This is a genomic window from Kineococcus sp. DHX-1 (assembly GCF_042473625.1).
Lineage (GTDB): Bacteria > Actinomycetota > Actinomycetes > Actinomycetales > Kineococcaceae > Kineococcus.
In genome coordinates this window covers 4495592-4522364 of sequence record NZ_CP170445.1, presented here as the reverse complement: position 1 = coordinate 4522364, position 26773 = coordinate 4495592, and the positions used below count along the sequence as shown (strand labels likewise).

General features: G+C 74.5%; 23 protein-coding genes. 13 read left to right on the top strand and 10 right to left on the bottom strand.

Annotated elements, in window-relative coordinates; all coding sequences use genetic code 11:
• Positions 1–85: 85 nt before the first annotated feature.
• The 10 genes from ACFEMC_RS21850 (at position 86) to ACFEMC_RS21805 (ending at position 15390) form a co-directional block, all read left to right on the top strand.
• Positions 86–1666 (top strand): gamma-glutamyltransferase family protein, encoded by a 1581-nt coding sequence (locus tag ACFEMC_RS21850; protein ID WP_380171840.1) that lies wholly within the window; start codon positions 86–88, stop codon positions 1664–1666.
• 65 nt (positions 1667–1731) lie between these two features.
• A complete protein-coding gene (locus ACFEMC_RS21845; RefSeq protein WP_380171838.1) occupies positions 1732–3189 on the top strand; it encodes a peptide MFS transporter in 1458 nt (485 codons plus the stop codon).
• A 117-nt stretch (positions 3190–3306) separates the two neighbouring features.
• Positions 3307–5652: a putative bifunctional diguanylate cyclase/phosphodiesterase gene (locus ACFEMC_RS21840; protein ID WP_380171836.1), complete on the top strand. Its 2346-nt coding sequence runs from the start codon at positions 3307–3309 to the stop codon at positions 5650–5652.
• Between the two features lie 149 nt (positions 5653–5801).
• Positions 5802–7388: an APC family permease gene (locus ACFEMC_RS21835; protein ID WP_380171834.1), complete on the top strand. Its 1587-nt coding sequence runs from the start codon at positions 5802–5804 to the stop codon at positions 7386–7388.
• Positions 7385–8230 carry an urea amidolyase associated protein UAAP1 gene (locus tag ACFEMC_RS21830; protein WP_380171832.1) on the top strand — a complete coding sequence of 282 codons (846 nt, stop codon included), beginning with the start codon at positions 7385–7387 and terminating at the stop codon, positions 8228–8230. Before ACFEMC_RS21835 ends, ACFEMC_RS21830 begins: the two co-directional genes overlap by 4 nt.
• Positions 8227–8895: an urea amidolyase associated protein UAAP2 gene (locus tag ACFEMC_RS21825; RefSeq protein ID WP_367640544.1), complete on the top strand. Its 669-nt coding sequence runs from the start codon at positions 8227–8229 to the stop codon at positions 8893–8895. Before ACFEMC_RS21830 ends, ACFEMC_RS21825 begins: the two co-directional genes overlap by 4 nt.
• Positions 8892–12527, top strand: a complete 3636-nt coding sequence (uca, locus tag ACFEMC_RS21820; RefSeq protein ID WP_380171829.1) for an urea carboxylase — start codon at positions 8892–8894, stop codon at positions 12525–12527. The genes ACFEMC_RS21825 and uca overlap by 4 nt, the downstream gene beginning before the upstream one ends.
• Entirely contained in the window at positions 12524–14203 is a 1680-nt protein-coding gene (atzF, locus tag ACFEMC_RS21815) for an allophanate hydrolase (RefSeq protein ID WP_380171827.1), read from the top strand. Before uca ends, atzF begins: the two co-directional genes overlap by 4 nt.
• On the top strand, positions 14200–14886 hold the full coding sequence (locus ACFEMC_RS21810; RefSeq protein WP_380171825.1) for a TetR/AcrR family transcriptional regulator: 687 nt from the start codon (positions 14200–14202) through the stop codon (positions 14884–14886). Before atzF ends, ACFEMC_RS21810 begins: the two co-directional genes overlap by 4 nt.
• Before the next feature lie 204 nt (positions 14887–15090).
• Complete coding sequence (locus ACFEMC_RS21805; RefSeq protein WP_380171823.1) at positions 15091–15390, top strand: hypothetical protein; 300 nt, start codon at positions 15091–15093, stop codon at positions 15388–15390.
• Between the two features lie 23 nt (positions 15391–15413).
• Here the strand turns inward: ACFEMC_RS21805 and ACFEMC_RS21800 are convergent, their stop codons facing one another.
• Positions 15414–15848, bottom strand: coding sequence for a hypothetical protein (locus tag ACFEMC_RS21800; protein WP_380171821.1), 435 nt, complete (start codon positions 15846–15848; stop codon positions 15414–15416).
• 191 nt (positions 15849–16039) lie between these two features.
• Positions 16040–16849 (bottom strand): inositol monophosphatase family protein, encoded by an 810-nt coding sequence (locus tag ACFEMC_RS21795; RefSeq protein WP_380171819.1) that lies wholly within the window; start codon positions 16847–16849, stop codon positions 16040–16042.
• A gap of 55 nt (positions 16850–16904) precedes the next feature.
• Between ACFEMC_RS21795 and ACFEMC_RS21790 the strand changes: the two genes are divergently transcribed.
• Positions 16905–17813 carry a tetratricopeptide repeat protein gene (locus ACFEMC_RS21790; RefSeq protein WP_380171817.1) on the top strand — a complete coding sequence of 303 codons (909 nt, stop codon included), beginning with the start codon at positions 16905–16907 and terminating at the stop codon, positions 17811–17813.
• Between the two features lie 78 nt (positions 17814–17891).
• Here ACFEMC_RS21790 and ACFEMC_RS21785 read toward each other — a convergent pair whose 3' ends face one another.
• From ACFEMC_RS21785 to ACFEMC_RS21750, 8 genes are all read right to left on the bottom strand, one after another.
• Entirely contained in the window at positions 17892–18089 is a 198-nt protein-coding gene (locus ACFEMC_RS21785; RefSeq protein ID WP_380171815.1) for a hypothetical protein, read from the bottom strand.
• Positions 18090–18162: 73 nt separating this feature from the next.
• Positions 18163–18822, bottom strand: a complete 660-nt coding sequence (locus ACFEMC_RS21780; RefSeq protein WP_380171813.1) for an urease accessory protein UreD — start codon at positions 18820–18822, stop codon at positions 18163–18165.
• Positions 18819–19556 (bottom strand): urease accessory protein UreG, encoded by a 738-nt coding sequence (gene ureG, locus ACFEMC_RS21775; protein WP_380171811.1) that lies wholly within the window; start codon positions 19554–19556, stop codon positions 18819–18821. Before ureG ends, ACFEMC_RS21780 begins: the two co-directional genes overlap by 4 nt.
• Positions 19549–20235, bottom strand: a complete 687-nt coding sequence (locus ACFEMC_RS21770; protein WP_380171809.1) for an urease accessory protein UreF — start codon at positions 20233–20235, stop codon at positions 19549–19551. Before ACFEMC_RS21770 ends, ureG begins: the two co-directional genes overlap by 8 nt.
• Positions 20235–21932 (bottom strand): urease subunit alpha, encoded by a 1698-nt coding sequence (locus ACFEMC_RS21765; RefSeq protein ID WP_380171807.1) that lies wholly within the window; start codon positions 21930–21932, stop codon positions 20235–20237. The genes ACFEMC_RS21770 and ACFEMC_RS21765 overlap by 1 nt, the downstream gene beginning before the upstream one ends.
• On the bottom strand, positions 21925–22581 hold the full coding sequence (locus ACFEMC_RS21760; RefSeq protein ID WP_380171805.1) for an urease subunit gamma: 657 nt from the start codon (positions 22579–22581) through the stop codon (positions 21925–21927). The genes ACFEMC_RS21765 and ACFEMC_RS21760 overlap by 8 nt, the downstream gene beginning before the upstream one ends.
• Before the next feature lie 76 nt (positions 22582–22657).
• The gene (locus tag ACFEMC_RS21755) at positions 22658–24337 is read right to left on the bottom strand and encodes a purine-cytosine permease family protein (protein ID WP_380171803.1); all 1680 of its coding nucleotides are present in this window, start codon (positions 24335–24337) and stop codon (positions 22658–22660) included.
• Positions 24338–24521: 184 nt separating this feature from the next.
• Positions 24522–25694, bottom strand: coding sequence for a substrate-binding domain-containing protein (locus tag ACFEMC_RS21750; RefSeq protein ID WP_380176900.1), 1173 nt, complete (start codon positions 25692–25694; stop codon positions 24522–24524).
• 61 nt (positions 25695–25755) lie between these two features.
• On the opposite strand from ACFEMC_RS21750, the gene ACFEMC_RS21745 reads away from it, so the two are divergent.
• The gene (locus ACFEMC_RS21745; protein WP_380171801.1) at positions 25756–26142 is read left to right on the top strand and encodes a MarR family winged helix-turn-helix transcriptional regulator; all 387 of its coding nucleotides are present in this window, start codon (positions 25756–25758) and stop codon (positions 26140–26142) included.
• 46 nt (positions 26143–26188) lie between these two features.
• Entirely contained in the window at positions 26189–26773 is a 585-nt protein-coding gene (locus ACFEMC_RS21740) for a biotin transporter BioY (RefSeq protein WP_380171799.1), read from the top strand.

Genomic DNA, 26773 nt, shown 5'->3' with positions numbered 1-26773 from the left:
ACCGTCGTCGAAGGGCCCGATCTCCATGTCGTCCGCCGCAGTGCCCACCCCCTCGAGCACCACCTCCAGCACCACTGCGCCTGCTGTGCTCGCTCGGACTCGCGCCGGGGTGCACCGCTCGGTCCTCGTCACCCCCCACTGGGCGGCGACCCGGGCGGGGGAGGAGGTGCTGGCCGCGGGAGGGTCGGCCGTCGACGCCGCGATCGCCGCGGCCGCCGCGCTGAGCGTCGTCTACCCGCACAACACGAGCCTCGGCGGCGACCTCGTCGCGCTCGTGCGGACCGCCGACGGTCGCATCCGGTGCGTCAACGCCACCGGCCCGGCCGGCGCCGCGGCCGACGCCACGGCCCTGCGCGAACGCCACGGCGGGGAGATGCCCGTCCGCGGGGCCGACACGGTGACCGTCCCCGGTGCCGTCCGCGGCTGGGAGGCGCTCGCAGCGGTCGCGGGTCGGCTGCCCTGGGCGCAGCTCCTGGCCCCCGCGGTCCGCTGGGCGCGCGAGGGGGTACCGGTGAGCCGGTCCCTGCACCGCGCGATCGGCCACACCGTGCCCGACCTGAAGACCGGTGAAGGGCTGGCCGAACTGCTGGCGCCGGGCGGTCGCCCGCTGCGGCACGGTGAACTGCTCGTCCAGCCGACCCTGGCGGACACCCTCGAGCAGGTGGCCGTGGGTGGGCCGACCGCGTTCTACGCGGGGGACCTCGCGGAACGGCTCGTCGCCGGTCTGCAGGCCGCGGGCAGTTCCCTGACCCTCGACGACCTCGCGTCGTTCGCCGCGGAGGTGACCGACCCGCTGACCCGCGGTTTCGCGGGCCGGACGGTCGTGACGAGCCCGCCGAACACCCAGGGCTTCGCCCTCCTGCGGACCCTGGCGGCGGCCGAGACGGCCGGGCTGAGCGCCGAGGAGCTCCTCACCTCCGGGGTCGAGGTGCTGGCGCGGGAACTGCACGACTGCGGTCTCCTGCGGGACGGGGTCCTCGCCGACCTCCGCACCGGCGGACCTTCGGCCGAGGAGCTCATGACCATGGCGGCCGGTGAGTTCCCCGCCGTCCCCGTCGCCCGGCGCGCGCTGAACACCGCGAGCGGCGACACCGTCGGGATCTCCGCCGTCGACGACGACGGAACGGCGGTGTCGCTCATCCAGAGCGTGTACGGGCACTTCGGCTCGTTCGTCCTCGACCCCGGGACGGGCGTCCTCTTCCAGAACCGGGGGGCGAGCTTCTCCCTCGAGGAGTCCTCCCCGAACCTCGTCGGCCCGGGACGCCGCCCGTCCCACACCCTCATGCCGGTGATGACCCTGCGCGGTGACCGGGTCGAGACCGTCTGCTCGGTGATGGGTGGCAAGGCCCAGCCGCAGGTCCACGCGCAGGTCCTGCTGCAGAGCTTCGCCGGACGCACTGCGGCGGAGAGCGTCTCGGCCCCGCGGTGGGTCGTCGGCCCCCTGGACCGCACCGACCCTCCCGAGGGTGCCCGGATGGAGGCGGACGCGGACGACGCGGTCGCCGACGCGCTGGACGCCGCGGGTTTCGCGGTCACCACCATCCCCGCGGCGGACGAGGACACCGGTCAGGTGAACCTGGTCCTGATCACCTCCGACGGCGCCTTCGACGCCGCGGCCGACCCCCGGGCCGACGGCGCCTGCGTCCTGGTCGAGCGCCGTTCCTGAACCCCAGTGCCACCCCCGGAACCACCTGAAACCCACCCCCGTCCCCCTCATCCGCGGAGTTCGCCGTGACCACAGCCCGAGAGATCGAAGGCAGCACCGGAACCACCCCGTCCTCCCCGCGCGCGCTCGTCACCCTGGCCGGGGTGGAGATGTGGGAACGCTTCAGCTACTACGGCCTGCAGGTCATCCTGGCGTTCTACCTGTACTACTCCCTCACCGACGGCGGACTGGGCCTGCCGACCGCGACCGCGCTCGGGGTCACAGGTTCCTACGGCGGCATCGTGTACCTGTCCCAGATCCTCGGGGGGTGGGTGGCCGACCGCGTGCTCGCGGCCCGGACCACGGTCCTCGTCGCGGGGGGTTTCATCCTGCTGGGCCACGTCGTCCTCGCCACCGTCCGCTCCGGGTGGGGACTGGCCGCAGGGCTCGGGTTCATCGTCATCGGCACCGGCGGTCTGAAGGTCAACGCCACCGCGATGGTCGGTGACCTCTACAAGGACGACCAGGACCGTCGCGACGCCGGGTTCTCGTTCTACTACATGGGCATCACGGTCGGCGGAACCCTGGGACCCCTGCTGACCGGGGTGCTGCAGGACCGGGTCGGCTTCCACATCGCGTTCGTCGCCGCCGCCCTCGGGATGGCGGTCGGTCTGGCGCAGTACGTCGCCGGCTGGAACTCTCTGCCCGACTCGACCCGGGTCGTCCCGAACCCCCTCCAGCCGGGCCAGGGACGGCGGGTACTGGCCGTCGTGGTGGCCGCGGTCGCCGTCGTCGCCGTCGCCTGGACCACCGGGATGCTCACCCTCGACCGCCTCGGTGCGGTGACCACAGCCCTCGTGGTGCTCGCGAGCATCGGGTACTTCACCCTCCTGCTGACGTCGCGCACCGTGACACCCGCGGAGCACCGGGACGTCCTGGCCTACCTGCCCGTCTTCGGAGCCTCGCTGCTCTTCTGGACGATGATGTTCCAGCTGTTCACCACGTTCACCCTCTACGCGGACACCCGGCTGGACCTGGACGTCCTGGGGATCTCGATCCCGCCGGCGACCGTCGTCGCCGGACAGGGGTTCATGACCATGGTGCTGTCCCCGCTCCTGGGCGTGCTGTGGCTGCGCCGTCGCGGTCCCGCGCTGCGCCCGCTGGCCAAGATGAGCATCGGGCTCGGGGCGCTGGCCGTCGGCTACGCGGTGTTCCTGCTGGGGGTCGGCACCGAGGGGAAGGCGAACCCCCTGTGGATGGCGGCCATCGGTTTCCTGCTCTTCTCGGTGGCCGAGTCCCTCGTCCCGGCCGTGGCGATGTCCGCCACCACGGCCTCCGCCCCGAAGAGCTACGGGTCGCAGACGCTGTCCCTGTACTTCCTCACGATGGCCGGGGGGTCGTCGCTGTCCGGTCTGCTCGCGCAGCTCTACTCCCCCGAGCACGAGGTCTCGTTCTTCGCCCTCTCGGCCCTGGCGACGGCGGCCCTGACGGCGGCGCTGCTCCTGCTCGGCCGGCGGTTGTCCACCACTCGCACCGCGGTCTGACGTCCCCGTCCTAGATCCCCTCGGACGACCCCCGGGCACGGAACCCGGGGGTCGTCCCGTTGACCGGATCGGGTGACGACCTCTCCTCACCGGCGATCGTTGCGCCGAGACACCGGTGTGCCGCACCCGAGGTCCTCGTCCCCCGCCCGCCGGGTCGTCGCCGTCTCGCGGCGCCGCGGGTGGCCCGCGGTCGCGTTGACGGTGCTCCTCGTCTCGGCCCTGGCCCAGGTCCCGCTCGCCCTGACGGGTGCGGGCCCGTGGCCGACGGTGCGGTTCGCGCTGGCCCTGGTCGCCGTCACCGCGACCTGGCGCGTGCTGGTGTGGCGGGCGTGCCGGGCCACGGCCGAGGGCCTCGTGTGGCGCCTGTTCAGCTGGGGCTGCTTCCTCTACGGCGTCGGCGCCGTGTCCACGGCCGCGGTCGCCGCGGTCCCCGGTCTCCAGCCCTACGTCGACGTCCCCAGTGCCGTCTGCGCTGCGCTCACGTTCCCCCTGGCCTACCGCGCGCTCGTCCGCTGGAGCCGGCGCAGCGCCGGCGTCGACCCCGACGACCTCCTCAACGGCGTCAGCGCCGTCCTCGTCGTCGCCGCCCTGGTGGGCGTCGGGGTGGCGCTGCGCGCCGGCGACGGCGTGGACTCGGGCCTGCTGGGGTCCGCGTCCTGGCGCGAGCAGCTCCTCGTCCTGCAGGACGCGTGCGTGTTCATCCTGCTCGGCGCCGCCCTCACCGCAGCCTTCACGGCACAGCTGCACCGCGACGTGCGGATCTGGCTCGTCTTCGCCGCCTACTCCCTCGCGGGGGCCGGCGGGGTCGCCGCGCTGGTGGGGGGAGGAACGCGCCCGGCGTGGGCGCTCCCCCTCTGGGGCGCGGGATTGGTGGCGCTGGCCGCGGCCGCCGTCCTCGAGGCGCGCTTCGAACCCACCCAGACCTCCGATCCCGTGAAGTCGACCGTGGGGTCGTTCGTCGTCGTCGTGGCCGGACTCGCCGTCGCGACGGTGGTCCTGCTCGCGGCGGCTCCGCGCGGACTGGCCCTCTGCGCGCTGCTGGGGGTCCTCGGGTCGAGCGTCCGTCTGCTGGTCAACCTCTTCGAACTCGCGCAGCTGGCCGTCAGCCGGCGCGAGGCCCTCACCGACGACCTCACGGGGATCGCCAACCGCCGCGCGCTCATGCGCCACCTGGACGAGGTGCTCGCCGAGCGGGCCGCCGCCGTCGGGCCGGCCGCCGGCGTCCAGGTCCTCGTGTTCGACCTCGACCACTTCAAGGAGGTCAACGACAGCCTCGGCCACGGGGCCGGGGACGGGCTGCTGCAGATGCTCACGCAGCGGATCGCCCCGGAGCTGCCGGCGTCCGCCGTCTTCGCGCGCCTCGGCGGCGACGAGTTCGTCGTCGTCAGCGACGACGGTGTCCCCGGCGACCGCGTCCTGGCCGTCCTCGACGGGGCCCAGCGCGAACCCTTCCCCGTCGGCGGCGTGAGCGTCCACGCCGACCTCAGCGTGGGCCGCGCGACCTGGGCGGTCTCCCGACCGGCCGCCGGACCCGCCGTCGACGCCGCCCTGCTCCTGCGGCGCGCCGACACGGCCATGTACGACGCGAAGCGCGCGGGCCGGGCCGTGGGCGGAGCCGTCGTGACCTACGACCCCGACCGCCACGGTGACACCCACGGGTTGCTCGCGACGGTCGCCGAACTGCGGCACGGCATCGCGGCGGGTCAGCTGCGCGTCCACTTCCAGCCGCAGCTGCACAGCGCCGACGGGACCCTGTCGGGGGTCGAGGCGCTCGTGCGCTGGCAGCACCCCGTCCGCGGGCTGCTGGCCCCCGGTGAGTTCCTCGACGTCGCAGAGACCCACGGGCTCATGGACGCCGTCACCCAGGAGGTGCTGCGCCAGAGCGTGGCGCAGCAGGCGGCCTGGCGCCGGCGCGGCCTGGACGTGCGCATGTCGGTGAACCTCTCCGCCGGCACGCTGCTCGACGCCTCGCTCCCCGAGACGGTGGCGGCGCTGCTCGCCCGGCACGACGTCCCGGCGACGTCCCTCGTCCTGGAGGTCACCGAGACGGCGCTGCTGCGTGAACCCGAGCGCAGCCTCGCCGTCGTCGAGGCGCTGGGAGCGCTCGGCGTGCAGGGCAGCATCGACGACTTCGGCACCGGCTACTCCTCGCTCACCCAGCTGCGGCAGCTGCCCGTCGGCGAGCTCAAGCTCGACCGCTCCTTCACGGCCGACCTGCTGTCGGACCCCCGCGCTGCGGCGATCGTCGCCCACACCGTCGGGCTCGCGCACGCCTTGCAGCTGCGCGTCGTGGCCGAGGGCGTCGAGGACGAGGAGACCCTCGCGGCGCTCGCGGGCCTGGGGTGCGACGAGACGCAGGGGTTCCTGCACGCGCGGCCGCTGCCGGCGCCGGAGTTCGAGGCCTGGTGCGCAGCGCGCGAGGGGGCGGTCCCCGGTCCGCGGCGCCCGGTGTCCGCGGGCTGACGCCGCGGTTCTCGCGGAACGACGCGCGGTCCCCGTGACATGAAGGTTTCACGGCGGTGAAACACGACCGAAACACCGGCTCGGACAGACTCGGAGCCATACCTGTCGAGTGACAGGTATCCGAGCTCCACCGACCGGAGGGATCGACGATGTCCGTTCCCGCACCTCGTCCCCGGCCCGACCGGACCGCCCCCGACAGCAGCGACCTCGGTGGGTTCGGGTACCGCCAGCAGCTGCGCCGCAACGTCGGCCCGTTCGCCTCGTTCGCCGCCGGGTTCTCGTTCGTCTCGATCCTCACGACGGTGTTCCAGCTCTTCGGCCTCGGCTTCGGCTTCGGTGGTGCCGGGTTCTTCTGGACCTGGCCCACCGTCTTCGCCGGCCAGCTGCTCGTGGCCCTCTGCTTCGCCGAACTCGCCGCGCGGTACCCCATCTCCGGTGCGGTGTTCCAGTGGTCCAGCCGTCTCGCCGGCACCGACGTCGGGTGGTTCACCGGGTGGATCATGGTCGTCGGCCAGGTCCTCACGGTCGCCACGGCCGCCATCGCCCTGCAGGCGGTCCTGCCCGCCATCTGGTCCGGGTTCCAGGTCGTCGGCGGTCCGGGCGCGGAGTCCTCGCCCCTGACCGCCACCGGTGCGCAGAACGCCGTCGTCCTCGGGCTGTTGCTGCTCGTCGTGACGACCGTGGTCAACGCGATCGGCGTGCGGCTCATGGCCGTCATCACCTCCGCCGGGGTCGTGGTCGAGATCATCGGGGTCGTCGCCCTCGTCGTGGCACTCATCAGCCACGCCGAACGCAGCCCGGGCGTCGTGATGACCAGCACCGGTGCGGGGGAGGGGAACTACCTCGGCCTCTGGCTCGCGAGCTCGCTCATGGCGGCCTACGTCATGGTGGGTTTCGACTCCGCCGGAGAACTGTCGGAGGAGACCCGCGCCCCGCGCGCCACGACGCCCCGCACCATCTTGCGCGCGCTCGTGCTCTCGGGCGTCGGTGGCGCCCTGCTCCTCGTCGGCGGGGTCATCGCCGCACCCAGCCTCACGGACGGTTCGCTCGCCTCCGGGGGCCTCGCCGGTGTGCTGACCGCCCGGCTCGGCGACGTCGGAGGCCGGTTGCTCCTGGCCTGCGTGGCCGTCGCCGTCGTCGTCTGCACGCTCGCCGTCCAGACGTCCGGGTCGCGGATGGTCTACTCGATGGCCCGCGAGCGGGCGTTCCCCTTCGCCTCCCTGTTCGGCCGGGTCTCCACCCGCACCGGGACGCCCATCGGCGCGGCGGTCCTCGTCGGGGTCGGCGCCGCCATCGCCCTCGCCGTGAACTGGGACCAGAGCGCCGTGTTCACCGCGCTGACCAGCCTGTGCATCGCCCTGCTCTACCTGGCCTACCTCGGGGTGACGCTGCCGCTCCTGGTCCGTCGCCTGCGCGGCGAACTCCCCTCGGGCACCGACGAGTTCGGCCGCCCGCTGTTCTCGCTCGGCCGCTGGGGCGTTCCCGTCAACGTCCTCGCCGTCGTCTACCAGACGGTCATGGTCGTCAACCTCGCCTGGCCCCGCGCCAGCGTCTACGACCTCACCGGCGGCACGTGGTGGTTGCAGTGGAGCGCGTTGCTGTTCATCGCCGCCACCGTCCTCGTCGGGGTCGCCGTCCACCGCCGCAACCGCGCCCGCCACGGCGGGCCGATCGTCCTGGGGCGCCTGCAGGTCAGTGAGCCCGTCGCGTCCGACCGCGTGGAGGAACCCGCATGAGCACCAGTCACGACGGACGGAACACCGCGACCGTCCTCGCCGCCCGCGACGACGCCCGTGCGCAGGACGGGGTCCGCGCGGAGTGGATGCCGTACCTGCCCGCGTCGAGTTCCCCGCACGCCCCCGCCGACGTCGACCCCGCGCTGCTCACCTGGGCCGAGACGGTCGCGCCCGGCGGCTACACGTCCAGGGTCGTCGCCCGCGGGACCCGGCTGCGGTTCTCCGACGTGACGGGCGACGCGTGCGCGCACGTCCTGCTGTTCTCGGCCGTGGCCCCGTGGGAGCGGCTGAACGTCGCGGACACCCAGAAGATCCCGTGGCAGGCGTACCTCGGGGAGGGGCACCCCCTGCTCTCGGGCGACGGACGCGTGCTGGCCACGGTCGTCGCCGACTCCTCGGGCCGGCACGACGCGTTCTGCGGGACGACGTCCGACGCGTGGAACGTGCACCGCTACGGCGACGCGGCCCCGGAGGGGCCGAGCCCGTCGGGCCGGGGCCTGTTCACGCTGGCGGCCGCCAAGCAGGGTCTGGAACCCCGGGACCTCCCGCCGAGCGTGAGCTTCTTCCAGGGCGTGCGCGTCGAGGCGGACGGGGGTTTCCACTGGCTCGGGTCCGCCGGCCCCGCCGAGGTGGACCTGCTCGCCGAACTCCCGCTCGTCGTCCTCGTCGCGAACACCGCGCACCCCCTCGACCCCCGTCCGGAGTTCACCGTCGGGCCGCTGCGGATCCACGCGTGGCGCTCGACCCCGACGTCCACCGCCGACGACCGCGCCACCCGCACCCCCGAACTGCGCCGTGCCTACCTGAACACCCTCGACCACGCGGAGGCCCGAGGCCTGTGAGCACCGACCAGAGCACGCTCGACTGGGGTTCCCCGCTCGTGACCGGCGACGTCGTCCTCGACGAGCGCGTCGCACCCCGGGCCCCCTGGTCGGCCGTCGTCCGCGCCGGGCACGTCCTGACCATCGTCGACGTGGGCGGCAACCAGTCCGCGGACTGCCTGCTGTTCTCCGACGCCGACCGCAGCGAGCGGTACAGCGTGCCGGACACCCTGGCGTGGCAGGGCAACGCGTACGTCCGCACTGGCACGGTGCTGCGCAGCCAGTACGGCGCCCCCCTCGCGACCGTCGTGGCCAACGAGGTCGAACGCCAGGACACCATCGGCGGCGCCTGCGGCAAGGAGTCGAACACCCTGCGGTACGGCCACCACACCATGCACCAGCACGGGTGCCGGGAGAACTTCCTCGCCGAGGGCGCCCGGCACGGCCTGTCCGCCCGCGACCTCGTGTCCAACCTCAACTGGTTCATGAACGTCCCCGTGGAACCCGACGGTTCCCTCGGGATCGTCGACGGCATGTCCGGCCCCGGCAAGCGCGTCGCGTTCCGCGCCGAGGTCGACCTGCTCGTCGTCGTCTCGAACTGCCCGCAGGTCAACAACCCCTGCAACGACTTCGACCCCACGCCGCTGCGCATGCTCGTGACCGCCCCCGCGGGAGGACCCCGGTGACCTTCGACACCCTGCTCGTCGCCAACCGCGGCGAGATCGCCCGACGCGTCCTGCGCTCGGCGCGGGAGCTCGGCCTGCGCACGGTGGCCGTGTACTCCGACGCCGACCGCGCCGCCCCGCACGTCCGTGAGGCCGACACCGCGGTCCGGCTCGGGCCCGCGCCCGCCCGCGAGTCGTACCTGCGCACCGACGCCCTCCTCGAGGCCGCCCTGGCCACGGGTGCGGGCGCCGTGCACCCCGGCTACGGGTTCCTCTCCGAGAACGTCGAGTTCGCCCGCGCCTGCGAGGCCGCGGGGATCGCCTTCGTCGGCCCCACGCCCGAGCAGATCACCGCGTTCGGCAGCAAGCACACCGCCCGCGAGCTCGCCGCCCGCGCCGACGTCCCGCTGCTGGCCGGCACGGGGCTGCTCGCCTCCGCCGACGAGGCCGTCGCCGCGGCCGAAGCCGTCGGCCTGCCCGTCATGCTCAAGGCGACCGGCGGGGGCGGCGGCATCGGGATGCAGGCGTGCGCCACCGCCGCCGAGGTCCGCGAGGCCTACGACCGGGTGGTGCGGCTGGCGTCCGCGAACTTCGGCTCGGCGGGCGTCTTCCTGGAACGGCTCGTCCGTCCCGCCCGGCACGTCGAGGTGCAGGTGTTCGGCGACGGCCGCGGCGGCGTCGCCGTCATCGGCGACCGCGACTGCTCGCTGCAGCGGCGCAACCAGAAGGTCGTCGAGGAGGCCCCCGCCCCCGCGCTGCCGGACCACGTCCGCGCGCGCGTCGCCGGCACCGCCGCCGACCTCATGACCTCGGTGCAGTACCGGTCGGCCGGCACCGTCGAGTTCGTCTACGACCCCCTCCGCGAGGAGGCGGCGTTCCTCGAGGTGAACACCCGCCTCCAGGTCGAGCACCCCGTCACCGAGCTCGCCTACGGCGTGGACCTCGTCGAGCTCATGCTGCGCCTGGCCCGCGACGGCGCCGACGACCCCGTCGTCCGCGACGCCCTCGACCGGGACTGGCGGGCGAGCGGTGTCGCCGTCGAGGCCCGCGTGTACGCCGAGGACCCCGCCAAGCAGGACGCCCCCTGCCCCGGACTCGTGACGAACGCGCAGTTCCCGCAGCTGTCCGGCGTGCGCGTCGACGGCTGGGTCGAGACGGGCACCGAGGTGACCCCGTTCTACGACCCGCTGCTGGCGAAGGTCATCGCGTCCGCACCCGGTCGTGACGCCGCGCTCGACCTGCTCGGCGAGGCGCTCACCGCCTCCCGCGTCGACGGCGTCGTCACCAACCTGGGTCTGCTGCGCTCGCTCGTGGCCGACCTGCCCCTGCGCTCGGCCACCCACTCCACCTCCACGCTCGACGTCGGCCCGTCGGTGGGCATCGACGCGGGGCGCGACCCGGACCCGCGCATCGACGTCCTCGCCCCCGGGGCCATGACGACCGTGCAGGACCTTCCCGGCCGCCTCGGGTACTGGCAGGTCGGCGTGCCGCCGTCGGGTCCCATGGACCCCCTCTCGCTGCGCGAGGCCAACCTCGCCGTCGGGAACCCGCCCACGGCGCCCGGTCTGGAGATCACCGCGACCGGCCCGACGCTGCAGTTCTCGACCGAGGCCGTCGTCTGCGTCACCGGCGCGCCCGCGACCCTGACCCTCGACGGGGTCGAGGTGCCCCAGTGGGAACCCGTCGAGGTGCCCGCCGGAGGCGTCCTGGCCGTCGGCACCGCCACCGGACCGGGCCTGCGGCTCGCCCTCGCCGTCCGCGGCGGGATCGACGTGCCCCGCTACCTCGGCAGCGCGTCGACGTTCACCCTCGGCGGGTTCGGTGGCCACGGCGGCCGGGCGCTGCAGGCCGGGGACGTGCTGCGTCCCGGGGCTCCCGAGGGGAAGGGGTTCAGCACCATCCCCGGCCCGGTGCCGGCGGACCGGCGGCCCGAGTACACCCACGACTGGCTGGTCGCCGTCACCGAGGGGCCGCACGGCGCCCCGGACTTCTTCACCCGCGCCGACCTCGGCGAGTTCTACGCGACCGACTACGAGGTCCACCTGAACTCCGCCCGCACCGGCGTCCGGCTCGACGGACCGCGCCCGCGCTGGGCCCGCACCGACGGTGGCGAGGCCGGGCTGCACCCCTCGAACATCCACGACACCCCGTACGCCGTGGGGGCCGTCGACTTCACGGGCGACACCCCGATCCTGCTCGGACCCGACGGCCCGTCCCTCGGGGGTTTCGTCTGCCCCGCCGTCGTGACCTCGGGCGACCTGTGGAAGCTGGGCCAGCTGCGACCCGGCGACCGCGTCCGCTTCGTGCCGGTGCGCGAGGAGGTCGCGGCCGCACCGCGGCTGCGGCGCACGGACCTCGCCACTGCCCCGGGTGGTGACGGAGACGACGGGGTGCTCGCCCGCGTCCCCGGCACGCCCACCCGCCCCGCCGCCACGTACCGCCGGGACGGGGACGACAACCTCCTCGTCGAGTTCGGCGACATGGTCCTCGACCTCGGGCTGCGGATGCGCGTGCACGCCCTCATGCGGGCGCTGGAGGAGCACCGGCCCGCCGGGATCCTGGACATCACCCCGGGCATCCGCTCGCTGCAGGTGCACACGGACGCGAGCGTCCTGCGCGCCTCCCGGCTCGTCGGCCTGCTCCGGGAGCTGGACGACGCGCTGCCCCCGACGAGCGACCTCGTCGTCACGTCCCGGCGCGTCCGGCTGCCGCTGTCCTGGGACGACCCGGCGACCCACCTGGCCATCGAGCGGTACATGGCCGGGGTCCGCGACGACGCTCCGTGGACGCCGTCGAACCTGGAGTTCATCCGCCGCGTCAACGGCCTCGACTCCGTCGACGACGTGTTCCGCACGGTCTTCGACGCCAGCTACCTCGTGCTGGGCCTGGGCGACGTGTACCTCGGCGCACCCGTGGCCACGCCGCTGGACCCGCGGCACCGCCTCGTCACGACCAAGTACAACCCGGCGCGGACGTGGACGGCGGAGAACTCCGTCGGCATCGGCGGCGCGTACCTGTGCATCTACGGCATGGAGGGGCCCGGCGGGTACCAGTTCGTCGGCCGGACGACCCAGGTCTGGAACCGCTTCCGCCGCGGCGGGTTGTTCACGGAGGACCCGTGGGCGCTGCGGTTCTTCGACCGCATCGAGTGGTACCCCGTCTCGGCCGAGGAACTGCTCGAGCTGCGCGCCGAGACCGACGCCGGCCGCGGTCACGTCGACACCGAGGAGGGGGAGTTCTCCCTCGCCGAGCACGAACGGTTCCTGGCCGCCCACGCCGACAGCATCGAGGCGTTCCGCGCGACGCAGTCCGCCGCGTTCGAGGCCGAGAAGGACCGGTGGCGCGTCTCGGGGGAGTTCGACGTCCGCCCCGAACCCGCCCCCGCGGTCGCGGCCGGGCCTGTCGACCTCCCCGCCGGGGCGGTCGGGGTCGAGGCCCCGTTCGCCGCGACCGTCTGGCAGGTGTCCGCGGCCGCGGGGACCGCGGTGGGTGACGGGGACCGCGTGCTGGCGCTGGAGGCCATGAAGATGGAGACGGCCGTGACCGCGCCCGTCGAGGGGGAGCTGCTCGAGGTGTACGTGAAACCCGGTGAGGCCGTCACCGCCGGCCAGGTGCTGTTCTCCGTCCGCCCGCTGGAAGGGGCCCCCGCGTGAACCTGTTGGAGCTCAAGGTCCGCCAGGCCTACGACCGGATCGCCGCCGCCGACCGGCCGGAGGTGTGGATCGCCCTGCGCCCGCTCGAGGACGTCCTGGCCGAGGCCGCGTCGGTCGACCCGGACGCACCGCTGGCGGGGGTCCTCGTCGCCGTCAAGGACAACATCGACGTCGCCGGCCTGCCGACGACGGCCGCGGCCCCGTCCTTCGCCCACCGGCCCGAGCGGGACGCGACCGCCGTCGCGCGGTTGCGGGCCGCGGGGGCCCTGGTGGTCGGCAAGACGAACCTCGACCAGTTCGCGACGGGACTGGTCGGGACGCGCAGCCCCCACGGCGCGGTCCGGAACGCGTTCGCGCCCGACCGGATCTCCGGGGGGTCGAGCTCGGGGTCCGCCGTCGCCGTGGCGCTCGGGTTCGTCGACGTCGCCCTCGGCACCGACACGGCCGGGTCCGGTCGTGTCCCCGCCGCCCTGAACGGTCTCGTCGGGGTGAAACCCACCCGCGGTCTCGTGCCGGGCACCGGGGTGGTCCCGGCGTGCCGCAGTCTGGACTGCGTCACGGTCTTCGCCCGCGACCTGGCCAGCGCGCGGCGGGTCGTGGAGGAGCTGACCGGCCCCGACGGGCTCGACCCCCTGGCGCGCGCCGACGCGCCGCTGCCCGCACCGCCCGCGCGGCCGCGGATCGCCGTGCCCACCGCGGACCACCTGCAGGGCATGGCCGACGGCTGGGCCGAGGCGTTCTCCCGGTACGTCGAGCGCGTACGGGCGAGCGGGGCCGACGTCGTGGAGGTCGACGTCGCTCCGCTGCTGGAGGCGGCCGGCCTCCTGTACGGGGGCGCGTTCGTCGCCGAGCGGACGGCCGCGGTCGGCGCGCACATCAGCGAGAACGCACACCTCGTCGGGACCGACCTGGACCCGACCGTGGCCGCCATCGTCGCGGCGGGGGAGCAGGTGTCGGCGGTGGACGTGTTCCAGGACCGCGAGCGCCTCGACGTCCTCGCGGCCAGGGCCCGGGACCTGCTCGCGGGCACCACCGCGCTGCTCACCCCCACGACGACGTGGCACCCCACGCTCGCGCAGGTGGCGGCGGACCCCGTGGGTGCCAACTCGCGACTGGGCCGGTTCACGAACTTCGCCAACCTCCTCGACATGGCCTCGCTCGCGGTGCCGGCCGGGACCGTGGACGGTCTGCCGTTCGGCGTCATGCTGACGGGGCCCGCTTTCAGCGACCGCACCCTGGCGGTGCTCGCGCAGCGGTGGGCCGACGTGTCCGTGGACCTGCTCGTCGTCGGGGCGCACCTGTCCGGTCAGCCCCTGAACCACGAGCTCGTCGCGGCGGGAGCCACGCTCGTCGGGCCCGCGACCACGGCGCCGCAGTACCGGCTGTTCGCCCTCGACACCGTCCCGCCCAAGCCCGGGATGGTGCGCGACCCCGCAGGAGCCGGCGTGCTGGGCGAGGTGTGGCGCCTGCCCGCGGCGGGCTTCGGCGCGTTCGTCGCGGCACTGCCGCAGCCCATGACGATCGGCGCGGTGACCCTGGACGACGGACGGGTGGTGCGCGGGTTCCTCGCCGAACCCGCGGCCCTGGAGGGGGCGCGGGAGATCACCGCGGCCGGGTCGTGGCTCGCCGCCCGCGCCGCCGGGGCCGGAGAGGTCGTGGCAGCATCGGCGGGGTGAGCGAGCGGGCCGGGACGGGTCGGGTCGGACGGCCCCGCAGCCGGGGGGCCGCCGACGACGGCCGCACGCCGCGCCAGGAGATCCTCGACGCCGCGGCGGCGCTGTTCTCCGAGTCCGGCTTCGCGGCCACGTCGACGCGGGCCATCGCCGACCGCGTCGGCCTCCGGCAGGCCTCGCTCTACCACCACTTCGCCGGCAAGGACGAGATCTTCCTCGAGCTCCTCGAGGCGTCCGTGCGGCCGACCCTCGACGTCGTCGACGCGCTGCGGTCGCAGGCGCCGGACGCGGCCACCGCGCTGCACGCGCTGGTCGTCGTGGACGTGGGGACGCTGCTGACCGGACCGCTCGGCATCCCCGCCCTGTACGTGGCGCCGGAGGTCCAGCAGCCGCGCTTCGAGCAGTTCCGGGAGCACCGCCGCCAGCTCGGCCAGGTCTACGCCGAGCTAGCGCGGGACGTCGTGCCGGCGGGGCACCCCGTGGACCCGCGGGTGCTCGGCCAGGTCTGCCTGCACCTGGTCGAGATGGCCGCGTCCCTGCCGGGGGTCGAGCGCCGGCCGCAGCAGATCGCCGCGGCCTGCCTCGGGGCCTGCGGGGTGAACGGGGAGCGCGCCGAGTCCGCCGCACGGGCCAGCGTCGAGGTGCGCGCCGGGTTGAGCGCACCCGCGGGCGCCGGCCGCCGCTGACCGCGGGCTGTGAGCGGACCCGTTCGCGCTGGTCCGTTCAGGGCGATTCGGGCGACGCCGTGTGTGGCCGGGGCCGGTGCGTGCCGACAGAGCGGGGGAGGTGAGACGCCCGTGCGGGTCACCGTGACCCACTCGAGAACACCCACGACGTGGACCCCGTCCCCCCGGACGGATCCGTCCACGGCCACCCTGCGGAGGAGCGCGATGAAGACTGTGCTGGCGATCGAGACGACGAGGCCGATCGGCGTGCGCGACCTCAACGGGTTCATCTCCGGGATCGCCGAGCGCGTCCCCGGCTGCTTCGTCTCGCAGGGCCCGAGCAGCCGCGGCAAGGTCACCGTCACGATCCTGTCGCCGCAGGCCGTCCCGCTCGAGGTGGCCGAGCAGGTGCTCGAGTCCCTGCCGGACCTCTGCGACGCCATCAGCGGGATGTCCATGCAGGAGGCGGTCCGCCGGCCCAACCCGCGTCAGCAGGCCCGACCCGCCCCCGCGCCCGTCGGCTGAGCCCGCCCCGCGCGCACTCGTCGTCACAGCAGTCGGCGGGCGCGCACGCCGCTGACGAGGTGCACGCCGAGGAGGGCGACGTCCTCGGTGCGGCAGGCCGTCACCAGCGCCTGGCCCCAGGCGAGGTCGTCCACCGCGACGTCGCGAGGCGTCCGCGGGACGAGGGCGACCGCGACGGCACCCGGCCCGACCTCCCGGGTGAGCAGGTGGGCGAGGACTCCGGCGAGGCTCCCGGTCAGCTCGTCGTCGGGCGTGGGATCGACGCCCTCCACGACGACGAGGACACCGTGGGCGCGACCGGTGGCGTCGAAGAGCTGGATCCACAGGTCCGCGCCGTCGTCGTCGGGGTCGTACGGGTCGTCGGGGGTGCCTCCCAGGGCCGCGACGGACTCCCACCGCGTGGTGAGTTCCTCGGGCGTGCGGACGGGACGCTGCAGAGCGGGGTGCGGGATCGGCATGGCGGCAGCCTGCTGGAGAGCACCGACCTGCCTCCGGCGTCGTCCACACCGTGGGGCCCGGACGGACCGGAACGGCGCCTGTGGGTCCCGCGACGACAGGAGCCCGCGCAGTCCACAGGGCGGCGACCAGCCGAGGACCGACGGTGCGACCGGTGGGGAGGGACCCGTCGAGGAACGTCCCCACCAACGGATCAGGGCGGCCCGTCGGCCGTCGCGGCCAGCACGACGGCGTGCACCGCAGGCCCCGCCGAGAAGACGCGCGGACCGTCCCCGAGGCCCGGAGACCCGTCCACGCCGCTGCTCAGACCGCCGGCCTCCGCGACGATCAGGGTGGTCGCCGCCACGTCCCAGATGGACGCCCGCGTCTGCACGGCCACGTCGAGGTCGCCCTGGGCGACCAGCAGCGCCGGGTGCAGCGGCCACTGCGCCGCCTCGGCACCGGCCCCCGCACGACGCGCCAGGTCGCGGTCCGTGTCGAGCTGGAACGGGGCCGCGGGGACGACGCCGATCCGCGGGAACCCTGGGCTCGCCGCGGGAGGGGAGACGGCCAGGGGTCGAGCACCGGTCACGGTGCCGGCTGCGTCCAGCGTGCCGGCCGAGGCGCCGCCCCCGCGCACGGCCCACCAGACCCGTCCCTGTGCCGGGACCGCGGCCACGGCCACCTCGAGCACCTCGTCGACCTCCAGCGCGAGCAGCACCAGCCAGGGGTCGTCACCGCGGACGAAGTGCGCCGTCCCGTCGATCGGGTCGACGATCCACCGTCGGCCCGTCCGGTCCGCCCCGTCGCCGAGCGCGAACTCCTCGCCCAGGACGGCGTCCCCCGGGCGGTGGCGGGCCAGCACGTCGCGGGCCGCCTGCTCGCCCTGCCGGTCCGCCTCGGTGACCACCGAGCCGTCGTCCTTCACCTGCGGCTGGACCGAGGCCAGGTCCCCGAAGGCGCGCAGCGCCACGGCCGCCGCGGCGCTCACGGCGAGGAAGGCGACGTCGAGATCGTCCGGCACCGGACCATCCTGGCCTGTCGGGCCGGTGAGGCGGGCGTGTGGGCACACTCGGGTGGTGACCCCGGAACTGGACGAGCGACTGGCTGCCGCGCTCGACGGTGCGGACGTCGACGCGCTCATCGACGTCGGCTGCGACCTGGCCGACCTCGACCGTCAGGACGAGGCGCTCGCGTGCTTCGAGCGGGCGGTGGCACTGGGCGAGGAGTCGATGTGGTTCAACGTGGGCAACACCCTGCGAGAACTCGACCGTCCGCTCGAGGCGGTCGACGCCTACCAGCGGGCCGTCGCCGCCGGGCAGACCGACGCCTGGCTCAACCTCGGCGCCGTCCTGGAACGCCTGGGCGACCTGGCCGGCGCGATGGGCGCCTACCGCGCCGCCTGGGACTCCGGAGCTCAGCCCGACGGGTACGTGAACCTCGCGCACCTGCTGCGCGAGCAGGGCCTGGCCGAGGACGCAGAAGCCCGGCTGGCCGAGGCCGCCGAGCGCGACCACCCACCTGCCGCCGCGCTGCTGGCCTGCTGGCAGTGGGAGCGCACCGCCGATCCCGCGCTGGAGGAGCGACTGCGTGCCGGTGCCGCCGTCGACGGGGACGCGCGGGTCTGCCTGGCGGAGCTGCTCGTGGCCACCGGCCGCCGTGGCGAGGCCCGGGCGCAGCTGGAACTCGGGGCCAAGCTCGGTCAGAGCCAGTGCTGGCTCCCCCTGGGCAACGTGCTGTGCGGTGACGACCTCGCCGACGAGCTGGACGTCTCGGACGCGGGCGTCGTCGACGAGGCTGCCGCCGAGGAGGCCTACCGGGCGGGCATCGCCGCCGGTGACCTCTACTGCCACCACAACCTCGCGGTGCTGCTGCTGGCACGAGGTGACACCGCCGGCGCCGACGCGCACCTGCTCGCCGGTGCCGCCGGCGGCGACGGCTTGGCTGAGCGGGCGTGGCAGGAACTGCACCGCGGTGGGGAGCGCTGAACCGCGCCCGGAACCGGACACCCGCGGTGGTCCACCGGACCGGTACCGACCCCGCCGCAGCGGGAGGTCAGCGGGAGGTCAGCTGCCGGACGGCGTCCCCGTGCCCCGGCGGTGCGCCATCGGCGCCGACCCGGCCAGGTCCCAGTCGCTGCGGTGCGGGACGTCCCGGGACGACCGGTCACGGCCGCGGTCGCGCACCAGCAGGGTGACGATGAGCGCGACGAGGACGAGCGCCGAGACGACCAGCGCGATGAAGACGACGGCGACGGAGCCCATGACCTTCCCCTCTCCAGCGAGTGACCTCCACCGTCGCACGACGAGGCCCGCGCGCGCACCCGATCGCCGGAGGTCAGGCCGCGGCCGGGCCGCCGCCGCCGACCAGCACCTCGCGCAGGACGGTCCCGGGGCCCTCCAGCTGCAGGGCGGTGGGCGACCCCTCCTCGACGCGTCGTCCGAGGACGGTGACGGTCCGCAGCCCCCGCGCCGCCCCGAGGACGGCGGGGGAGCGCCGGAGGTCGTCGTCGCGCAGGTCGAGGTCCTCGACCAGCAGGTCCCCGCCGTCCAGCCGGGCGTGCGTCCGGGCGCGCAGCCGGCCGCCCCGCTCCCCGGTCCGGCCGAGGACGACGTCCTCGCGCAGGGTGACGACGGCCCCGGTCGCCAGGTCGATCCGGACGGACCGGTCCACGTCGGCGCCCGTGGCGACGACGAGCGGCTGCGCGTCCCACCCGACCCGGGCGCCCGGTCCGGCGACGACCGTCGCGCACCAGTGGGCGGGCGGTCCGCCCCGGCCGTCGTAGGCGACGGTCGCGGCGACCTCCACGAGGTCCAGCGAGCACCCCGCGGCCACCTCGATGTGCACGTCCACGCGGTCACCGGCCAGGAGGAGGGCCCTCGTCCCGACCAGCGCGATGCGGGTGTGCTGCCCGCTGCGCTGCAGCACCTTCGGGGCGAGGGCGCCGACGCCCAGCTCGAGCGCGCCGCCGGGGCGGACGACGACGCGGGTGCTCACGCGTGCTCGTGCCCGTCCTCGGCGTGGTCGTGGCTGTGCCGGGTCCCGTCGGCGTGGAAGTGCGGGGCCATGGGCCCGGGGTCGACGGGGGAGTGCTCGCCGGACCGGAAGCTCGCGAGGACGCCCTCCAGCCAGCCGGTCAGCGCGTCGATCGAGGCGCGGTCGGTGCGCGACAGGGCGACCACCGGCCGTCCGTCGCGGGCCGCGAGGGCGTCGGCCCGCATCCGGTCGACGTCGACGCCCACGTGCGGGGCGAGGTCGGTCTTGTTGACGACGAGCAGGTCCGCACGGCCGATGCCGGGACCGCCCTTGCGCGCGACGTCGCCCCCACCCGCGACGTCGAGGACGAAGATCTGGGCGTCCACCAGTGCCGGCGAGAACGTCGCCGTGAGGTTGTCCCCGCCGGATTCCACCAGCACCAGGTCGAGCGGGTCGAAGTCCTGCTCCAGGTCCTCCACGGCCGACAGGTTGGCCGTCACGTCGTCGCGGATGGCCGTGTGCGGGCACGCGCCCGTCTCGACGGCCCGGATGCGCTCGGGTTCCAGCACGCCCTCCGAGCGCAGGAAGCGCGCGTCCTCGTCGGTGTAGATGTCGTTGGTGATGACCCCGAGGCGGTGGGTGTCGCGCAGTTCCCGGCACAGCAGCGCGATGAGGGAGCTCTTGCCGGTGCCGACGGGTCCGGCGATGCCGAGGCGCAGGGCGCGGGTGGGGGTTCCGGGGCGGTGGTCAGGCATGGAACAACCTCTGTCTCGTCGTGGCGTGCTGCAGGGAGAACTGGTCGACGAGCGGGGCCGCGGTCGCGGGGACCTCGTCGGGGTGGGTGAGCCGCGCGCAGCGCTCGACGAGCTGCTCCACGGCGTCGTGCGCGTGCAGGATCCAGCCGGTGGCGACCAGCGGGTCGAGGGGGTCGAGCTTCAGCACCGCCGCCGCGGCGGTGGCGACGTCCTCGTGCGCGCACAACCGCACGAGCCGTTCCGCGTCGAGCCCGGCGACGGCGGCGAGCGCGCCGAGGACGAGCGGTCGCGGCGGCGTCCGTCCGCACGTCCGCTCGAACCCGTCCCAGCCGCCCTCGAGCTGCGGTGCGTCCGCCCACAACCGCCGGGCCAGCCGCAGGTAGCCACGGCCCAGGGTGCAGGACGCGGCGCGCAACGGGTGCGAGGGCGTCCGGGCGGCCCACGCGCGCTGGACCTGGGCCAGGTCGGCCCCGGCCAGGACGTGGTGCCGCGCGACGACGGCGGTTCCCGCCTCCACGGCCGTGACCGTGCGCAGCCGGCCGGCGATGAACGCGGGGACCTCCGCGGCCGTCAGTCCGCCGTGGGCCATCGCCGGTTCCACGCCGGCCGACTGCGCGTGCCCGCCGACGGGCAGCCGGGCGTCGGCCAGCAGCGCCAGCAGGAGGTCGGGAGAACCCATCAGAACAACTGGTACCGCTGGGCCAGCGGCAGTTCCACGGCGGGCGCCGGTTCCACGAGGTCGCCGTCGATGCGGATGGCGAACGTCTCCGGGTCGACCTCGATGCGCGGCAGCGCGTCGTTGTGGACCATCTGCGCCTTGCCCACCGACCTGGTGCCCCGCACCGCCTCCAGCTTGCGCCGCAACGACAGCCGGTCCGCCAGGCCGTCGGCCAGCGCGGCGGGGGCGACGAAGCTGACGGACACGTCGGCGCCGACGGGGTGTGCCAGGGCCGGCCGCAGGAGCACCGGCTGGGGCGTGGGGATCGAGGCGTTCGGGTCCCCGAGCGCCCCCAGGACGAGCGCGCCGCCCTTGAGGACGACCGCGGGCCGGACGCCGAAGAACGCCGGGTCCCACAGGACGAGGTCGGCGAGCTTGCCCACCTCGACCGAGCCGACGCGGTGGTCGATGCCGTGCGCGATCGCGGGGTTGATCGTGTACTTCGCCACGTAGCGCTTCGCGCGCTCGTTGTCGGCGCGCGCGTCCATCCCGCCACGGGCGTGCTTCATGACGTGGGCCACCTGCCAGGTGCGGGTGATGACCTCCCCGATGCGTCCCATCGCCTGCGCGTCGGAACTCGTGATCGACAGCGCGCCGAGGTCGTGCAGGACGTCCTCGGCCGCGATCGTCGTCGCCCGGATGCGGGACTCGGCGAACGCGAGGTCCTCGGGGACGGCGGGGTTCAGGTGGTGGCAGACGAGCAGCATGTCGAGGTGTTCGGGGACGGTGTTCACGGTGTGCGGCAGCGTGGGGTTCGTCGAGCCCGGGATGACGTGGGGCAGCCCGGCGACGGTGATGATGTCCGGCGCGTGACCGCCGCCGGCGCCCTCGGTGTGGAACGCGTGGATGGAGCGCCCGGCGATGGCGGCGACGGTCGAGTCGACGTACCCGGCCTCGTTGAGGGAGTCGGAGTGCAGGGCCACCTGCAGCCCGAACTCCTCCGCGGCGCGCAGGGCGGCGTCGATCGCGGCGGGTGTGGACCCCCAGTCCTCGTGGACCTTGTACCCGGCCGCACCGGCGAGCGCCTGCTCGGCCAGGCCCGCGGCGGAGACGGTGTTCCCCTTGCCCAGCAGCAGGACGTTGACGGGCAGGTCGTCCAGGGCGCGGTGCGTGTTCGCGAGGTGCCACGCGCCGGGCGTGACGGTCGTGGCCTTCGTCCCCTCGCTGGGACCGGTGCCGCCGCCGGCGATCGTCGTGATGCCCGCGGCCAGCGCCTCGTGCACCTGCGAGGGGGAGATGAGGTGGACGTGGGTGTCGATGCCGCCGGCGGTGAGGATGCGTCCCTCGCCGGAGACGACGTCGGTCGACGGGCCGATGCGCAGGGCGGGGTGGACGCCGTCGGCGACGTCGGGGTTCCCGGCCCGGCCGATGCCGCAGACGATCCCGTCGCGGATCCCCACGTCGGCGCGGTAGATGCCGGTGTGGTCGAGCACGACCGCGTTCGTGACGACGGTGTCCGGGGCGCCGTCGGCGCGCGACGTCGTGCCCTGCGCCATGGACTCCCGGATCGACTTCCCGCCGCCGAAGACGGCCTCCTCACCCCCGACGGTGAGGTCGTGCTCGACCTCGATCCACAGGTCGGTGTCGCCGAGGCGGACCTGGTCGCCCGTGGTGGGCCCGTAGAGCGCGGCGTACGCCGCGCGGTCGACCTCAACCATCGAGACGGCCCCCTTCCCCGAGGTGCGTGCGGTCGGTCTGCAGGCCGGGGACCCGGCGCTCGCCGCGCAGGGCGACGGCAGCCACGATCCGGGCGACGCCGGGTTCGAAGCGGACCGAGGTGCCCGACGGGACGTCGAGCCGGAACCCGTGCGCGGCGGCGCGGTCGAACCGGAGCGCCGGGTTCGCGTCGGGCAGGTGCAGGTGCGATCCGATCTGCACCGGTCGGTCGCCGGTGTTCTCGATCCGCAGGGTGAGCCGTTCGGCGTCGGTGCGGTCGGCGTTCAGGGCGATCGTCCCGGGGCGGACGCGGACGGCGCCCGGTGCCTCCTGCGGCGGGGCGCCGCCGTCGGTGACGGGGTGGTGCAGGGTGACGAGCTTGCGGCCGTCGGGGAACGTCGCCTCGACCTGCACGTCGTGCAGCATCTCCGCGACCCCGGGCATGACCTGGTCGGTGCGCAGGACGTGCCGTCCGGCCTCCATGAGGTCGACGACGAGCGCGCCCTCACGGGCGCGTTCGACGACCCAGGTGGACAGGAGGGCGACGGCCTCGGGGTGGTTCAGCAGCACGCCGCGCTGCAGGCGGTCGCGGGCGACCATGCCCGCGACCGCCAGGAGCAGCTTCTCGGTGTCGGCCGGACTGATGTTCACGGGAGCGGACACTAGCCCTTCGTCGTGCGGTGGCCTGGACGTCTGGCGAGGACGTCGAACGGGGTCGTGGGAGGAGTCACCGGGGTGCGGGGACGGCGCCGGCCGCCGGCAGGACGTGGTCGCCCACCGAGTCGGTGCTCAGGCACAGCGAGCAGACGACGTCGTCGTGGGTGAGGCAGGCCGTGACGTCGGGACGCTCGTAGTCCTGGTGGCAGACGTGACACGTGACGACGGCGCCCGACGGGTTGCCGTCCGCGTCGTGCATCGGCAGGTCCAGGCCGTCGTCGGTGCGGCGCAGGTAGTAGCGCCCCCGGGTCGCCAGCGCCAGCACGGGCGGGCAGACGACGGCCAGCGCGACGGCCACGACGGGGGAGTAGGGCTGCACCCCGGCACCGAACCCGCCGAAGAACACCACGATCGACAGGCCCGCCGACAGCAGCACCGACACGAACCCCACGGGGTTCACCGGGTACAGCATCCCGCGACGGAACTCGGCGACCTTCGGGGAGATCCCCAGCAGGTGCTTGTTGACGACGATGTCGGTGGCGACGGTGATGACCCAGGCCATGGCGCAGTTCGCGTAGAACCCGAGGATGGTGTTGAGGAAGTCGAACATGTTCGCCTCCATCAACGTCAGCGCGATGGCGAGGTTCACGACGACGAAGACGATGCGGCCGGGGTAGTGCTTGGTGACGCGGGTGAAGGAGTTCGTCCACGCCAGCGACCCGGAGTAGGCGTTCGTCACGTTGATCTTCAGCTGGCTGATGACGACGAGGACGACGGCCAGCGTCATGGCCAGCCAGCCGGGGACCATCTGCTCGTACACGCCGAGGAACTGGTGGACGGGCTCGTTGGCGTTCGCCGCGGCCTGACCGTCCAGCCGGGCGATGAGGTAGACGGCGAGGAACAGGCCGACGGCCTGCTTCAGTGCGCCGAAGACGACCCAGCCGGGACCGGCGAGCACGACGGCGGTCCACCACTGCCGCGTGTTCTCCGCCGTGCGGGGCGGCATGAACCGCAGGTAGTCGATCTGCTCGGCGATCTGGGCGATGAGCGAGAGGCAGACGCCCGCGGCGAGGAGGACCGAGGCCACGCTGACCGTCGACCCGGACCCGTCCGCGCCGGTGTAGGCGAAGAACTCCCCGACGCTGTCGGGGTTCGTGGCGACGAGGTACCCGAAGGGGATGACCATGAGCACGAGCCAGAGCGGGGTCGTCCAGACCTGCATCTTCGACAGCGCCTTCATGCCGTAGACGACGAGGGGGATGACGACGAGGGTCGAGAGGGCGTAGCCGATCCACTTCGGGATCCCCAGGCCCAGTTCGAGGCCCTGGGCCATGATGGAACCCTCGAGGGCGAAGAAGATGAACGTGAACGTCGCGAAGATGACGTTCGTGACGACCGACCCGTAGTAGCCGAAACCCGATCCGCGGGTGATGAGGTCGAGGTCGATGTTGTAGCGGGCCGCGTAGTAGGCCAGCGGGAACCCGCTGACGAAGATGACGACGGCCGCGACGGCGATGCCGAGCAGCGCGTTGGTCGTGCCGTGCGCGATGCCGATGTTCGCCCCGATCGAGAAGTCGGCGAGGTAGGCGATGCCGCCGAGGGCGGAGGTGGCGACGACGGCCGGCGTCCACCGGCGGTAGCTGCGCGGGGCGAAGCGGAGCGTGTAGTCCTCGAGGGTCTCCGAGGTGGCGGCGCTGAGGTGCTCGGTGCCGGGCGCGGCCGGCTGGGCGCCTCGGGTGTCGTGGGTCATCGCGGACCTCCGGGCCTGGGCTGGGGACGCTTCCATGTGGAAGCGAATCGAACCTAGGGGGCGGCCTTCCGGCGGGTCAACCACGCAGCGGTGCGCAAGTCCTTGCAAGGCAACGGCTCTGGAAAGTTCACGACGCCGGAACGGCTCGGAAACACGGACGTAACACCCCGATCGTTCCCCGCCGTCAGGCCCGGGGACCCGTCGTCACGTCCGCCAGCACCTCGAACTCCGCGCCCGTCGCGACCGCGAGGTGGACCCGGTGGTGAGCCCGCCCAGCGTCCAGCCGCACCGTCCCGTGCGGGGTGTCCCAGGCCCACGACGACCGGGCGGCGTCCACGTCCCGCGGGCCGGGGACGGTGCGGCGCCCCACCTCGGCCAGGAGGCGCAACCCCAGGTAGGTGCTCTCCGCCATGGTGCCGGGGGAGGGCACCGCCAGACCGTCCACCCCGACCAGCCGTTCGTACTGCCGCGCGAACCCCGCGCTGAACTCCAGTGCGGAGGCCGACGCCAGGCCCGCGAACCAGCCCGCCGAGGCGAAGAGCCCGCGCGCGGTCCCGGGCCCACCGCCCAGCAGCATCGTCTCGTCCATGAACGGGCTGAACCGCACGAGCCGGTCGTCCAGGCCCGCCGCGTGGAACACCCGGTTGAACCGCACCCCGTCCGAACCCACCAGCAGCATGAGGACCCCGTCCGGGGCCGGCCGGCGCGCCGCGTGCCGCCCCACGTCGGTGACGACCCGGTCCCAGACGGCGTCGTCACTGCAGCCCAGGGGGACCCAGGCCGGTTCCTGCAGGACGATGCCGTCGGCGGCCAGGACCCGCGCGGTGTCCCGGGCCGTCGCCCGCGGCCAGACGTAGTCGTCCCCCACGACGAGCCAGCGCCGCCACCCGAACTCCCGCCGCAGGAACCGCAGAGCGGAGACCACCTGCTCACCGGGCAGTTCCCCGGTGCAGACCACGCCGTCGCCGACCTCCCCGCCCTCGTAGGCGGTGGCGTAGACGTACGGGACGCGGCCCGCCACGGCGGGGGCTACGGCCTGACGGACGCTGGACAGGTGCCAGCCGGCGACGGCGTCGACCTCCCCGCGGTCCACGAGCGCCGACACGGTCCGGGCGACCTCGGCCGGTGGCGCCCCCGCGTCGACCTCCACGAGGTGCACCGGCCGGCCCGCCACGCCGCCCGCGGCGTCGACCTCCTCGGCGGCCAGGTGCGCGGCGGCGCGGCAGGACGGGCCGAACATGCCGGCCGGTCCCCGGCGGGGGACGACGAGGGCCACCCGGTACGCCTCGCGCGGCGAGGGCACCCGCGCGGGTGGCACGGGGCGGGGCCGCTCCCGGCCCTGCGCGCCCTCTGGCATGCTGACCACGATTCCACACCGACCCCGTCCGCCCGGGGTTCCCGAGGTCGTCGGAGGATCCATGCCCCAGCAGGTCCAGCCGGACCTCGTCCCGTCCTCGGACGTCTCCCGCACGGTCCTGGGGAACCTCCGCGCCGCGGCCGCGGTGCAGTCCGCGCTCGCCGACGCCCTGCGCGGTGGGGGGCTGACCGTCGACCGGTGGCGGTGCCTGGCGCACGTCGCGCACGCCCCCGGTTCCTCCATGACCGACCTCGTCGACGCGCTGCTCATCGCGCCGGCCACGGCCAGCCGCGCCGTCGACGCCCTCGTCGACGACGGTCTCCTCGCCCGGGCGCTCGACCCCCTGGACCGGCGGCGCGTCGTCCTGCACGTCACGCGCGACGGCGCGCAGCTCCTGCAGCAGGTCGAGGCGGACGTGGCCGCGGTGGCCCGGCTGCACCGGATCTGACCGGACGGTCACCCGGGGCACCTCGGGCTGACTACTCTTCCGCCTCATGCGTCCGGTGCAGCGTTCGACCTCCCGCGACGTCGCGCTCATCGCGACCTTCGCCGCCGTCATCGTCGTCCTGGGCGCGCCCGGGCAGCTGCCGCTCTTCGGCAACGCGGTGCCCATCACCCTGCAGACCCTGGGCGTCATGCTCGCCGGAGCGCTCCTCGGAGCCCGGCGCGGGGCGCTCGCGGTGCTCGTCGTCCTCGTCCTGTGCGCGGCGGGCCTGCCCGTGCTCGCGGGCGGACGCGGTGGCCTCAGCGTGTTCGCCGGCCCGAGCGTCGGGTACCTCCTCGGGTGGCCGCTGGGGGCAGCGCTCACCGGGTGGCTGGCCGCGCGGCGCCCGAGCGACCAGCCGCAGTGGTTCTTCACGGCTGCGGTCGCCGGTGGCATCGGCGTCGTCTACGCCGTCGGTGTCCCCCTGCAGCTGCTGATCCTCGACCTGCCGGTGAGCGCCGCGTGGGCCAGCGCCGTGTTCCTGCCCGGCGACCTCCTGAAGGCCGCCCTCACGGCCTTCGTCGCGAGCGGTGTGCACCGCGCCCGTCCAGAACTCCTGCCCCTGCGCCGCCGCCGTACGACCACCTCCGTCTGA